Annotated in this window: 8 protein-coding genes and 1 pseudogene; 2 read left to right on the top strand and 7 right to left on the bottom strand. The window is 70.9% G+C overall.

What is annotated here, in order from left to right; genetic code table 11:
- Positions 1-192, top strand: a pseudogene (locus MXD61_RS04305) (hypothetical protein); the annotation flags it as partial.
- A gap of 367 nt (positions 193-559) precedes the next feature.
- The gene (locus tag MXD61_RS04300) at positions 560-1,921 is read left to right on the top strand and encodes an HNH endonuclease signature motif containing protein (RefSeq protein WP_248811556.1); all 1,362 of its coding nucleotides are present in this window, start codon (positions 560-562) and stop codon (positions 1,919-1,921) included.
- Between the two features lie 13 nt (positions 1,922-1,934).
- On the opposite strand, the gene MXD61_RS04295 is transcribed toward MXD61_RS04300, so the two are convergent.
- From MXD61_RS04295 to hisS, 7 genes are all read right to left on the bottom strand, one after another.
- Positions 1,935-2,789, bottom strand: coding sequence for a helix-turn-helix domain-containing protein (locus tag MXD61_RS04295; RefSeq protein ID WP_248811555.1), 855 nt, complete (start codon positions 2,787-2,789; stop codon positions 1,935-1,937).
- A gap of 114 nt (positions 2,790-2,903) precedes the next feature.
- Positions 2,904-5,345, bottom strand: coding sequence for a DNA translocase FtsK (locus MXD61_RS04290; protein WP_248811554.1), 2,442 nt, complete (start codon positions 5,343-5,345; stop codon positions 2,904-2,906).
- 273 nt (positions 5,346-5,618) lie between these two features.
- Positions 5,619-7,304: a ribonuclease J gene (locus tag MXD61_RS04285; RefSeq protein WP_248811553.1), complete on the bottom strand. Its 1,686-nt coding sequence runs from the start codon at positions 7,302-7,304 to the stop codon at positions 5,619-5,621.
- A complete protein-coding gene (gene dapA, locus MXD61_RS04280; protein ID WP_248811552.1) occupies positions 7,301-8,260 on the bottom strand; it encodes a 4-hydroxy-tetrahydrodipicolinate synthase in 960 nt (319 codons plus the stop codon). The genes MXD61_RS04285 and dapA overlap by 4 nt, the downstream gene beginning before the upstream one ends.
- Before the next feature lie 590 nt (positions 8,261-8,850).
- A complete protein-coding gene (locus MXD61_RS04275) occupies positions 8,851-10,464 on the bottom strand; it encodes a hypothetical protein (RefSeq protein WP_248811557.1) in 1,614 nt (537 codons plus the stop codon).
- A 211-nt stretch (positions 10,465-10,675) separates the two neighbouring features.
- On the bottom strand, positions 10,676-11,494 hold the full coding sequence (thyX, locus tag MXD61_RS04270; RefSeq protein WP_251079424.1) for an FAD-dependent thymidylate synthase: 819 nt from the start codon (positions 11,492-11,494) through the stop codon (positions 10,676-10,678).
- A 451-nt stretch (positions 11,495-11,945) separates the two neighbouring features.
- Positions 11,946-13,295, bottom strand: coding sequence for a histidine--tRNA ligase (gene hisS, locus MXD61_RS04265; RefSeq protein WP_248811550.1), 1,350 nt, complete (start codon positions 13,293-13,295; stop codon positions 11,946-11,948).
- Positions 13,296-13,480: the final 185 nt, after the last annotated feature.

Raw genomic sequence — 13,480 nt, 5'->3', positions numbered from 1 at the left:
GCGCTCGGCTACCAGGCGGAGCAGAGTTTCGACGAGGGCCTGGGCTGGCTGCTGGCCGGCGTCGCGGCCAGCCTCGGGGGGGGGGGGGGGGGGGCCCCCGCCCCCCCCCCCCGGGGGCCCGCGGGCGCGCACCCCGCACCTGGCACCGGGGGTCGGACCTGCCACGTCGTGCACCGGTCGATCCGGCAGTGAGCCCCGCCCGGCCCGGCCGGACAGCCCCACCCCCTCGATCGCTCTTACGTTCGAATACATGACGCCACGTGCGACTGCGGATGTCAAGGCCGCGATGCCCAACCACATCTGCCCAGCTTGCGGGCATGGATCCTCGAATGCGTCCACAACCGACCAGCCCCCCGAAATCGAAGACACGTTCGATAATATTCGCTCACACGGTCGAAAAAGCGGCTCGACTGTGGGAGAGTGGTTCTCGTCAGCACCTCACACGCTCCTCACCCCTGAACCGGTGATGACCATGACAGCAGCATCTTCATCCCGTCCGAGTTCGCCTCTGCCCTCCCCCGCCCCAGCCGACTTCGACGCGGAACAGGTTCCGCTGAAGGTGCTGGAGGAGACGATCTGCCGTTGGTCGACGCGCCTGGCGGCCGCCAGCTGCACGTGGCTCCTGACCATCGCCGCCTTCGACCGCAGGCAGGGCTGGTCCGGCGCGGGAATCTCCTCATGTGCCCACTGGCTGGCTCTGCGCTGTGGGCTGGAGCTGCGTACCGCGCGCGAGCAGCTCGCCACCGCCCATGCGATGGCGAGGCTTCCCGCCATCCGGGCCGCCCTGGCCTGTGGCGAGCTGTCCTATTCAAAGGTCCGTGCCATCACGCGAGTCGCACGTTCCGAGAACGAAGCGGAGTGGCTTGAGCTCGCCCGGAGCCTGACGGCAGGCCAGTTGGAACAGCGTGTCAGCCGCCGCCGGCAACAGAACGCCGATCCCGCGAAGCTGCGCGCCGCTCGCTCCGTGGCGATACGAACGAACAGCGACGGCTCGGTGCGGCTGGTCGCGACCTTGCCGCCGGACGACGCGGCGATTCTGCTCGCCGCCCTCGATGCGGCGCGATCGAGTCTCGAGGCCGGGCGAAACGACCCCGCTTCGAACGGCGCGCCCGGAGATGGCGAGGTTGCCCATGCACCCCGTGGCCAGAGCCGCGACGCGGATGCCCTCATCGCGCTCGCCGAGGCATTCCTGCATCATCAGGCGCCGAAGCTCCAGAACTCGCCACACACGTTCAACGTCCACGTCACCGCTCCCGGAGCGGATGAGGACGAGGGCAGCGCCCACGCCGACGAGACGGCGTCCGAGGCCGCGCGCGATAAGGCCGACGTTGCCGGTCAGGGTGTTCCGCGGAACCGCAGCAACAGCGAGCAGTCCGAACGCAGGACGCAGGCGTCACGAGGGCGGCGAGATCGGATTCCCCCTGGTCTCGTTTCCGTCGGCGGCTGGACCGTCGGGCTGCCGGCTGGCATGGTCAGCCGGCTTGGCTGCGACGGCATGATCCGTGCGTTGCTGACCGACCGTGAGAACAACCCGTTGCGTCTGGGCCGGCGCAGCCGGCTACCCACCAGCAGAGTTCGTGACGCCGTGTATCTCCGCGACGAGGGCGTCTGTCGGTTTCCCTCCTGCGAGCACACGCGTTGGCTGCAGATCCATCATCTGGATGAATGGCATGCTGACGGCGGTGAGACGAACATCGAAAGGCTGTTGCTCGTCTGCGGCACGCATCACCGCGCCATCCACGACCAGAATCTTGCGCTTCGCCGTGACCACGACGGCACGGTTACCGTTCATGCTTCCGATGGCCGGGTTCTTCTCGGCACGCCGCCCGCGAATCGCGATTCCGGCTCTCAGCCCGTCCTCGTCCCGACCCTTGACGCGGCCATCCTCGACGAAGGAGAACAATATGGGCTGACGGCGTAGCGCAGCTGGCAGGTCAGTTGACGCTGGCCGACGGTGCGGTGACGAGCGCGGCCGAGCCACCGCCGCCGCCGTCCACCTCGCAGCCGCCGGAGTCCGCCGCGCTAACGGTGATCGTGACCACCTGGCCCTCACCGCCGGAAGAACCGAGTGCCCGGCCGTTGCAGGACAGGGCGACAGCGCCGGCATTGCCCATCCGAATGCGCAGTGCGCCGGGAGCGGTGATTGTGCGGGAATCTCCGGACTGGAGTAGCTGCGAGAGAAGAATGTGACTCTGATCGTCGCGAACCTCCAGCCAGCTCTGGGCTTCTGGAGTGGTCAGCACGAGATTCACCCCGGCGGGAGCGGAAGTGGTGGGTGGCGGAGCACTGGCCGACGGCGGCGGGGCCGCGGGCTCGCTCGCTGGGGTGCTCGGCTGACCTTGGCGCGCAGAGTCAGACGAATCAGACGAATCGCCACCGGGCAACAGGAGGATGACGATGGCGACCAGGCACACTGCCAGCAGAGAAACAACCATGGCGGTGCCCCAGCGGAAGGTACGGCCGCCGCCACGGGAGGATCCGCGCAGCGGATCGAACTCACCCGGGGGGACGACGAGAACCGGGCCGGCCACCGACTCATGGGTTGCGTCGTAGGCGGCCAGTACTGGGCCGGGCTCAAGACCCAGAGTCGTCGCGATGCTGCGGAGGTGACCACGGGCGTACACCGTGCCGCCGCAGTGCGCGTAGTCGTCTCGCTCGATCTCTTCGATCAACGTGACCCGGACCCGCGTGCGCTCGCTGACCTCGTCGACTGTCAGGCCACGTTCGCGGCGGGCCGCGGCGAGCTGCGAGCCGGCGCTGGCCGGCTGCGGATCGTCCACGGACTGCATGACGCGACCTCCGCACCGTCCGTTTGCTGCCTACTACAGTGGAGGCACCCGGGTGCGAGTGTACGGTTCCCGACCCGGCGCTGAAAGCGGACTCACCCGGGCGTGCTCCCCCAGTCAGCCGGCTCGCAGGGTGGTGAGCAGGCCTTCCAGTTCGTCGGGCATGACCAGCACGTCGCGGGCCTTGGAGCCCTCGCTGGCGCCGACGATGCCGCGGCTTTCCATCAGGTCCATCAGGCGGCCGGCCTTGGCGAAGCCGACCCGCAGTTTGCGCTGCAGCATCGACGTCGAGCCGAACTGGGTGCTGACGACGAGCTCCACGGCCTGCAGGAACAGGGCCAGGTCATCGCCGATCTCCTCGTCGATGTCCTTCTTCGGCTCGCTGCCCGGATCGAACACGTCCACCCTGAACGCGGGCGGGGCCTGTTCCTTGGTGTGGTCGACGATGGCGGCGATCTCGTCCTCGGAGACGAAGGCGCCCTGGATGCGCGCCGGCTTACCGGCGCCCATCGGCAGGAACAGGGCGTCGCCGAGGCCGACGAGCTTCTCGGCGCCGGCCTGGTCGAGGATGGTGCGGCTGTCGGCGAGGGAGGCGGTCGCGAAGGCCAGGCGGGACGGGACGTTCGCCTTGATCAGACCGGTGACGACGTCCACCGAGGGACGCTGCGTGGCGAGGACCAGGTGGATGCCGACGGCGCGGGCCATCGCCGTGATTCGGCAGATGGCGTCCTCGACGTCGCGCGGGGCGACCATCATCAGGTCGGCCAGCTCGTCGACGATGGTCAGGATGTACGGGTACGGGGTGTACACCCGCTCGGAACCTGGCGGGGCGACGATCTCGCCGGAGCGCACCTTGCGGTTGAAGTCATCGACATGACGTACTCCGCAGGCGGCGAGGTCCTCGTAGCGGTTCTCCATCTCCTTCACGACCCACTGCAGCGCGTCCGCGGCCTTCTTCGGGCTCGTGATGATCGGGGTGATCAGGTGCGGGATGCCCTGGTAGCTGGTGAGCTCCACGCGCTTGGGGTCGACCAGCACCATCCGGACCTGATCGGGGGTCGCCCGGGCCAGCACCGACGTGATCAGCGTGTTGATGCAGGTCGACTTGCCCGCGCCGGTCGCGCCCGCGATGAGGATGTGCGGCATCTTCGCGAGGTTCGCCAGGACATAGCCGCCCTCGATGTCCTTGCCAAGGCCCACGACCAGCGGATGGGAGTTGCCAAGCGCCTCACCGCTGCGCAGCACGTCTCCGAGGGACACCAGCTCCCGGTCGGTGTTCGGGATCTCGACGCCGACGGCGCTCTTGCCCGGGATCGGGCTGATGATCCGCACATCCGGGCTCTTCACGGCATAGGCGATGTTCTTTCCCAGCTGGGTGATGCGTTCGACCTTCACCGCCGCGCCGAGTTCGACCTCGTAACGGGTCACTGTCGGGCCGCGAGTGAAGCCGGTGACCCGGGCGTCGACCTTGAACTGGGCGAACACGTCGGTCAGCGAGGCGATCACCGTGTCGGTCGCCGCGGAACGGACCTTCGGCGGTGTCCCGGACCGCAGCAACGTCGGGGACGGCAGCATGTAGTCGCCCTCGCCCGGTGGCACCAGGAACTCGATCTGTTCGGCGGCGGCAGGCAGGCCGGTCGCCGTGTCGGCGGCACCCGCGGTCGCCTTCGCGGCCCGCTCCCGCCGACGCGGGCTGGGCACCGGGGCGGCCGCGGCGGGCTGGGCGGGTTCCGGTGTGGCGTAGCCGGTGTCGGCCTCGGGGCCGGCGACCTCGCCGAACAGATCCAGGCCGACGTCCGCGGACGCGGCGGCCACCGGGTCGGGGGCTGGCTGACGGCGCCGGGAGCCACGGCGACCGGCTGGCCGGTCGGCCTCGACGTCGTACACCTCGACGGGTGCGGAGACAGCCGCAGCGGCGGGGGCGGCGTGGAACTCCTCGTCGTAGTCGGCCTCGGGCTCGGGGTCCTGACCGGCGCGCGGCTCGCGGACACCGGCGGTGAGCCGGTCGACGAGGGCGATCAGGCGTTCCGGGACCTGACGAATCGGGGTCGCGGTGATCACCAGGACGCCGAACAGTGCGAGCAGTACCAGCAGCGGGACGGCGATCATGGGGGTCACGGCGCTGGCCAGGGGCAGCCCGCCGATCAGACCGACGAGGCCGCCGGCACCCCGCACCCGGCTCAGCCCGTCGCCGAGATCCGGCAGGCCACGAGCGATGTGCACCACGCCGAGCGCGCCGACCGCGAACGCCGACCAGCCGATCACCACACGGCCGCGGCTGTCGGGGTCGGTCGGCGAGCGGACCAACCGCCAGGCGGCGCCCAGACCGAACAGGGGCAGCATCCAGGCACCGGCGCCGACGAACAGCTCAAGCGTGCCGGCCACGAAGTCGCCGACCGGCCCGCCGGCGGCGAACCACACCGCGGCGACGGCGAGGATCGCACCGCCGAAGGCGGCCAGACCCAGCCCGTCCCGCCGGTGGGCCGGGTCGATGCGCAGATCACGCGCATTGCGCCCGGTGTGCCTCAGGACCGTGCCGAGCAGCGTCGCCACCGACATCCATGAGCGGTAGCAGGTGCGTACGACAACCTGCCCGATCAGCAACGACAGCGGCGGCCGGGCTGGCCGGGCCGCCGGTCGTGCTGGCGGGCGAGCCTTGCCGCCCTGACGTCCGCCGCCCCCAGGTCGGGGCGTGGCCGTCCCCGTCTGCGCACGCGCCCGCGCGCCACTAGTCCGTGTGGCCACCGTCGAAACGGTACACAGGAAGGAGGCCTAGTCACTGCAACCCCGACGAACCGGGCGTGCCGCGGCGCGTGCGGCGGCACGCGCCGCTCAGACCTCCAGCACCACCGGAAGGATCATGGGGCGGCGACGGTAGTTCTCGTTCACCCAACGGCCAACGGTCCGCCGCACGAGTTGCTGCAGCGCGGCGGTGTCGTTCATACCGGTGCGCATCGCGTCGGCGAGGGCGTCGGCGACGAGTTTCGCCACCGGGTCGAAGGTGCTACGCGAATCGGTGAACCCGCGGGCCGACATGTCCGGCCCGACGACGACCTTGCCGGCCGCGGCGTCCACCACGACGGTGATCGTGATGAAGCCCTCCTCGCCGAGGATGCGCCGGTCCTTCAGGCTCGGCTCCCCGACATCGCCGACGGCGGCGCCGTCGACGTAGACATAACCGCAGGGGACCACCCCGGTGATCCGGGCCCGACCGTCGAGCAGGTCGATGACCATGCCGTCCTCGGCAAGCACGACGTGGTCGGCGGGCACGCCGGTGGCCTCGGCGAGCTTGGCGTGCGCGCGCAGGTGACGCCACTCGCCGTGCACGGGCATGACGTTGGACGGCCTGGTCGCGTTCAGCACGTACAGCAGTTCACCGGCCGGCGCGTGGCCCGAGGTGTGGACCTTGGCGACACCCTTGTGGATGACCCGCGCACCGTGGCGGGTGAGCCCGTTGATGACCCGGAAGACGGCGTTCTCGTTGCCGGGGATGAGGCTGGAGGCGAGCACGACCGTGTCACCGGTCTCGATCCGGATCTGGTGGTCCCGGTTGGCCATCCGCGACAGTGCCGACAGCGGCTCACCCTGCGAACCGGTGGAGACCAGGCAGATGTTGCGGTCGGGCAGCGAATCGAGGTCACGCAGGTCGACGACGAGACCCGGTGGCACCCGCAGCAGCCCCAGGTCACGGGCGACACCCATGTTGCGCAGCATCGAGCGCCCGACGAAGCACACCGAACGGCCATGCGCCTCGGCGGCCTCGAGTACCTGCTGCACCCGGTGCACGTGGCTGGAGAAGCAGGCGACGATGATCCGCCTGGTCGCGTCCCGGAACACCCCGTCGAGCACGGGGGCGATCTCCCGCTCCGAGGTGACGAACCCTGGGACCTCTGCGTTCGTCGAGTCGGACAGCAGCAGGTCGACACCTTCGCGGCCGAGCCGGGCGAAACCGCCGAGGTCGGTCAGACGCCCGTCCAGGGGCATCTGGTCCATCTTGAAGTCGCCGGTGTGCAGCACGAGGCCGGCGTCGGTGCGGATGGCCACGGCGACGGCGTCCGGAATCGAGTGGTTGACCGCGAAGAACTCGCACTCGAACGGGCCGTAGTTGTGCCGCTCCTCCTCCCGGATCTCCTGCGTGACCGCCTTGATCCGGTGCTCGGCGAGCTTGGCCGTCAGCAGCGCCAGGGTGAGCCGGGTGCCGATGATCGGAATGTCGCGACGTTCACGCAACAGGTAGGGGACGGCGCCGATGTGGTCCTCGTGCGCGTGGGTGAGGATCAGCGCGTCGATGTCGTTGAGACGGTCCCGAATGGCGGTGAAGTCCGGCAGGATCAGGTCGACGCCGGGCTGGAAGTCCTCGGGGAACAGGACACCGCAGTCGACGATCAACAGCCGGCCGGCGTGTTCGAAGACCGTCATGTTGCGACCGATCTCGCCCACCCCGCCGAGCGGGATGATGCGCAGACCGTCGGCGCGCAACGCCGGCGGGGGTCCGTACTCAGGGTGCGGATGGCTCATGCGGACTCTCCCGCTGCGACGACGGCATATCGATGGCCGTGGGCTGATTCGGGCGCGAGGGTGACATCCAGGCCGGGCACGGCAGCGAGGTCGACACGCAACTGGGTGATCTCGGCGGGCGTCGCGTCGACCAGGGGCGGGCGGACCGGCCCAGCGGGCAGGCCCGCGGCCGCCAGCGCCGCCTTCGCGAGGATCACCCCCTGGCTGCGGAAGATGCCCTCGAAAGCGGGCAGTAGTGCCTCGTGCAGTGCCCGGGCCCGGGTGGCATCACCCGCGGCGAAGGACTCGATCATGGTACGGATGGCGCGGGTCGCCACATGTGACACGACGCTGATCACTCCGCAGCCGCCGATCGACAGCAGCGGCAGGGTGAGCGCGTCGGTGCCGGCGTAATAGGCCAGGTCGCTACGGGCCAGCACTCGGGAGGAGGCGGCCAGGTCGTCCTTGGCGTCCTTGACGGCGACGATGCGTGGATGCTCGGCCAGACGCAGCAGCGTCTCGGATTCGACCGGCACCCCCGTCCGGACCGGGATGTCATAGATCATGACGGGCAGGTCGGTCGCGTCGGCGACGAGGGTGAAGTGGCGCAGCAGGCCCGCCTGCGGTGGCCGACTGTAGTAGGGCGCCACCACGAGCAGCCCGTCAGCACCGGCCGCCGCGGCGGCGCGGGCGAGTTCGACGGAGTGCGCGGTGTCGTTGGTGCCGACCCCGGCGACCACCCGGGCTCGCCCGCCGACCGCCTCCGCGACGACCCGGATCAGCCGGGCCTTCTCGGCATCGCTCGTGGTCGGCGACTCGCCTGTGGTGCCGTTGACGACAAGCGCCTCGTTGCCCACCTCGACCAGGTGGGTCGCGAGCGCGGCGGCACCCGCCTCGTCCAGGGCACCATCCACCCCGAACGGCGTGATCATTGCCGTGATCATGCGCCCGAACGGCGCCGGCGGCAACACTGACATACCGGTCACGCTAGAGCGCACCTCCGACAATCGTCTCTTCCGGCCGGCTCACATCGCACGGCCCACCGAACCCACATTCACCGTCTCCACCAGTCCACGCTTCGAGCACACACCGATCCGCGCATCAGATGGCCGGTCCATCGTCCATCGAGCCGGCCACCCCGGCCAGACCGGCGCGTCACCCATGGTGCGCATCCGCCCACAACGGATGCCCATGGGGCACCTGCCGGCGGCGAGCCACGAAGCCCGGGCCGCCCACAGGCGAGCAACACCGACCAGCCCCCGAGCCGCGCCCCGGGGACGATCGACGCATCTCACGTTCAGTGGGCGCGCACGGACCCTCCGGATGCCCGACCAGGCGAACGGGTCGCCCGGTCGGCTCCCTGCCCGCCAGCACCCAGCATGTTGCGATCCAGCCGCAGCCACAGTTCCCGGCGCCCGAGACGTACCAGCGACCGCAGCCCGCCGGCCCGTGATGCGCCAAGGGCAACACCCGGGCCGTAGTTCTTCGGCATCCGCCACCGTCCCGTCAGCCGCTTGGGGGCCTTCAGAGTACCGCCACGAAGCCGGTCGAGGATGGTGGCAACCGGTTATCCGGACTCCATCCACGGCCCGGATGATGCCAGCGGCACTCCGAGCGGCCCCGCCGACACCTCGGCCGGGGCCGCCAGCACCCCCGCCCGCACCCCCGAGGGCGAGCCGGCCTCCGCCGGGGCGCGCCACCCGGCGGCCCGCGCACCGGCCAGCACGGCCAGGGCGACCAGCAGCATGAGCAGGGCTGTCTTCGCCGGGCCGAGCACCCACGCGGCCAGGCTGGAACGCTCGCGGGTGAGCAGCAGCGTCGCCGCGAACGACGACGGAAGGGTGATCACAGCGACCGCGTCCGGGGCGAGATCGATCGGCAGCACCGACACCACGACGGTGAGCAGCATCAGCAGACCGACCGCCGCGGTCACCCGGCTGACGTCCGCCGACACGCTGAGCCGGACCACCAGCCGAGATCGCGGCGGGCGGCGGGCGTCGGTGGTGTAGAAGGCGAAGACCTCCCGGTTGCGCTGCAGATCCTCGATGTAGGTGCGGCCGACCGGATCGCCGAACTGGTCGACCATCACCGGAGTGTCCAGTTCGATGGACGTGTCGTCGGTGCCGATGCTGACGTGGTAACTGCCGGTGCCGGCGGAGTCGACATCGATCAGCGCCGCGGGGCGCAGCGCGGCCCGCCAGCGCGCCGACCACCGGGCGATCCCGGCCCCGCCAGCGCCCCCACCCTGACCAGGCCCACCGGGACCAGGCCCACCGGGACCAGGCCCACCGGGTACCGCACGACCGCGTACCAGGACGGTCCGCAGTTCCTCGCTCGACTTGATCAGGAAAGGTCGGTACGGGTCCACGGTGATGGCCGCCAGCGCCTCCCAGCGCCGGCCGTACTCCGCGACGGTGGTCAGCACCGGCTCGGCGGGCGGGCCGGCCAGCACCAGCGCGTCGACCCAGGTGACGAACGCGCCGAGATAGCCCTCGATCGCGTCCGGATCGAGCCCGTCGGGGACGTCCGGGTCACGCCAGAGCTCACCGACCGCGAGCAGCAGGGTCTCGGCGCTGCTCAGCGCGTCGAACGGCTCGGCCAACGCGGTCGCGAGCACCCGCTCGGTGTCGGCGACGAGTTCGCCCCAGCGGGCCAGCCGCGGCCGCGGTACGTCGAGGTCGGCCTCGAGGGCGAGGTAGGCCGCGAGGGCGTCCGGACGCACCGGCCGACCGGCGGGGGGAAGCAGGCCCGGATAGTTACCCGAGAGCCGGCCGGGCCGAAAGCGCGAGATCGCGTCCACGACGCGGCGGGCCGGCATCTCCAGGGGGACGCCGGCCGCGTCGGCGAGCCGCGCGACCAGGTTGCCCTGTACCGCGACGGAGGTGCCGTACGGCATCAGATGGGCGTCGGTGCCACCCGGACCGACGAGGTCGAAGGCCACCAGGGCGCGTTTGGACAGGGTCGAGACCGGCACCAGGACGCTGACCTCGGCGGGGAGCCGACCGGACGTGTCGACGCGGCCGGCCCCGGTGGCCGGGACGATCTCGGTGAGCACCTCGTCCAGCGGACCCCAGTTGACCGACCGGGCCAGCCGGCAGCGGTTGGCGCTGACCAGGGTGAACTGGTCGACGACCCGGCGCCGCAGCCCCTGGTAGCGCGGGGGTGGGGCGAGCAGGGTCATCGTGACCTCGTCGACGTCGGTGAGGTCGAGCACCGAGGCGTGGGCGGCGTCGTCGCGTCGACGCCACCGCCATGGCCGCCCAAGACCAGGACGCCCGCCCGCGCCGCTCGCACCACCAGGCACGCCTGCCACAAGTCAGGACATTACCTGACTTGAACGGCACGTTCCCTCGCTGTGGGTCAACCTGGACCGGTGAGCGGGCCGCGGGCGCTCAGCCCTCGCCGACCAGCGGGCTGGAGGCGACCTCGGTGCCGTCGTCGAGGGTGGAGATGCGGAAGTCGGCGAACACGTTCGGCGCCACGGCCTGCAGCTCCCGCAGGATCGTCACGGCCAGGCCGCGGATCTCCACGTCGGCGTGCTCGCTGGCCCGCATCGCGATGAAGTGCCGCCAGGCCCGGTAGTTGCCGGTGACCACGATCCGCGTCTCGGTCGCGTTCGGCAGCACCGAACGGGCTGCCTGACGGGCCTGCTTACGCCTGGAGGTCGGTGCGGAGACGTCGGCGAAGTGCTTCTCCAGGCCTTCCAACAGTTCGCCGTAGGCGGCCAGGGAGGCAGCCGTGGCCTGCTGGAACAGCGCGTGCAGCGCGGGGTCGGCGGCGACCACCTCGGGCTCGACGACGGCTGCGTCCCGCTCGGGGACATAGCGCTGCGACAGCTGACTGTAGGAGAAGTGCCGGTGGCGGACCAGCTCATGGGTGAGGCTGCGGGACACCCCGGTGACGTAGAGCGTGACGGTGCCATGTTCCAGGACCGACAGGTGCCCGACGTCAAGGATGTGGCGCAGGTAGCCGGCGTTCGTCGCGGTCGCCGGGTTCGGCTTGCTCCAGCTCTGGTAGCAGGCCCGGCCGGCGAACTCGGCCAGCGCCTGACCGCCGTCGGCATCGGTGCTCCAGGGGACGTCCGACGGTGGGAGGAACTCCGTCCTCGCGATCACCTGGACCCGCGGATGGACCGGCGCTGGTACGGCGCCGTCCCTGGACTCCGACCCGGGCACCGGTTCGGCTGCCGGCTGCGACACTGCCACCTCCATCCGACCCGCGACCCGGGATCGGGCACGGACCTCCCAACGGTAGACGCTGGCGTCACCCCGCGAACCGCCGCATCCGGTCGAGCGTCCGGCAATCCGTCGATCAGGGCCAGCAATGCGCCGAGCCGGCCAGCAATCGCCCAAGCGGGCCGGTGTCGGCATCCACTTACCCGTCCGGTCACGCGATCGACGCGCGACGGTTGGGCCCCCCGCGACGCGTGGTACACCGGAGATGGACGCCTCGCCGCTCCCCAAACGGCAGGTGTCCGCATCGCCCGCACCCGCGGCGAGACCCGGCCTGGCCGGGGGTCTTCGCCCCCGTCACCCCCCGGCCACCGGGCCCGCGGCGGCGGGCGGCCCTCCCGCGATGGCGCGGCGGCACCCCCGCCGCGCGCATCCGGGCCGACCGACCTGCCGACCGACCGGCCAGATCGGCCGGATCGCCCGGATCGGTTCAGGCGCTCGGCGGCGTCCATCCGGTCGGGTCGGCGGTGGTCTGGTCGCCGGTGGTCAGATCCTTGACCTCATGGTCACGGCCGTCGTCGAACGGAGGGAACCAGACGTGGCCGATGCCCTTGCGCACCGCGTACCGGACCTGTTTGGCCAGCTTGTCGGGCTGGTGGTAGGTCTCCACCCGCAGGCCGCGCCCGCGCAGCTGCGCCGCGGTGGACAGTGCCGCCGCCCGGCGGGCCGCCGACGGGATGACGACGAGCACGTCGGCGGGGCTTGCCGGGCCCAGCGTCAGCAGCCCCTCGGCGAGCAGCTTCGCGAAGATACGGGTCAGACCGATCGAGATGCCGACGCCGGGCAGGCTGCGGCGGATGAACGAACCGGCCAGGTTCTCGTAGCGCCCACCGGAGCAGATGCTGCCGAAGTCCGGCCAGTCCACGAACTTCGCCTCGTAGACGGTGCCGGTGTAGTAGTCGAGGCCGCGGGCGATCGACAGGTCGGCGACCACGCTGCCGGCGGGCAGATCGGCCAGGTCCGCCAGTACGGCGGCGAGCTCATCCAGGCCTTCGTCGAGCAGATCCGACTTGACCCGCAGTTCCCGAACCCGCTCGACCACCTCGGCGTCGGAGGCCACCCGGATCGCGGCGAGGTCCAGGCAGGCCTGGACCTGGTCCGGGGCGAGACCGGCCCGCGTCGCGAGCAGGTCACCGACCCCGGCCCGGCCGATCTTGTCCATCCGGTCGACGATGCGGATCACCGCGAGCGGGTCGGCGACGCCGAGCCCCTCGTAGAAACCCTGCAGAACCTTCCGGTTGTTGATGTTGAGGGTCCACGGTGGGACACCCAGGGTGGTGAGCACCTCGTGCACGATCCGCGGCAGTTCGGCGTCGAAGTGCAACGGCACCCGGTCGACGTTGATGACGTCGATGTCGCACTGGGTGAACTCGCGGAACCGGCCCTCCTGGGGCCGCTCGCCCCGCCACACCCGCTGCGTCTGGTAGCGCTTGAACGGAAAGACGAGCTCGTTGAAGTGCGCGGCGACGTACCGGGCGAACGGCACGGTGAGGTCGAAGTGCAGACCGAGCCGGGCACTGTCGTCGTCGGCGTCGGCCTGCAGCCGGCGCAGGGCGTAGACCTCCTGCGAGGTCTCCCCCTTGGCCATCAGCACATCGAGGGCCTCGACCGAGGGTGTCTCCACCGAGCAGAACCCGTAGCTCTCGAAGATCCGCCGGATCGTGTCGAGCCAGCGCTGTTCGATGACCCGGACCTCGGGCAACCACTCGGGAAAGCCGCTGATGGGCAGGGGCCGCACGATCGGCGCGTCGCCGGGCGCCGCCACGTTCTCCTGGACCATCCTCGTACCCTACCGGTGGATATCCACATCTCGGGGATCCCCGCTGCGGCCTGCCATCCCCCGGCCTGGCGGCGGGCCGGCCCCCGCCCGCCCCCCCCCCCCCCCCCCCGACGCTCGACCAGTTCTGCAGTCGACTTAGGAAGAGGCATCACGCCGTGGCCGCCACTGACGTTCGCCCGAAGATC

The organism is Frankia sp. AgPm24, assembly GCF_023243055.1.
Lineage (GTDB): Bacteria > Actinomycetota > Actinomycetes > Frankiales > Frankiaceae > Frankia > Frankia umida.
This window is presented reverse-complemented; position numbering and strand designations above follow the sequence as displayed.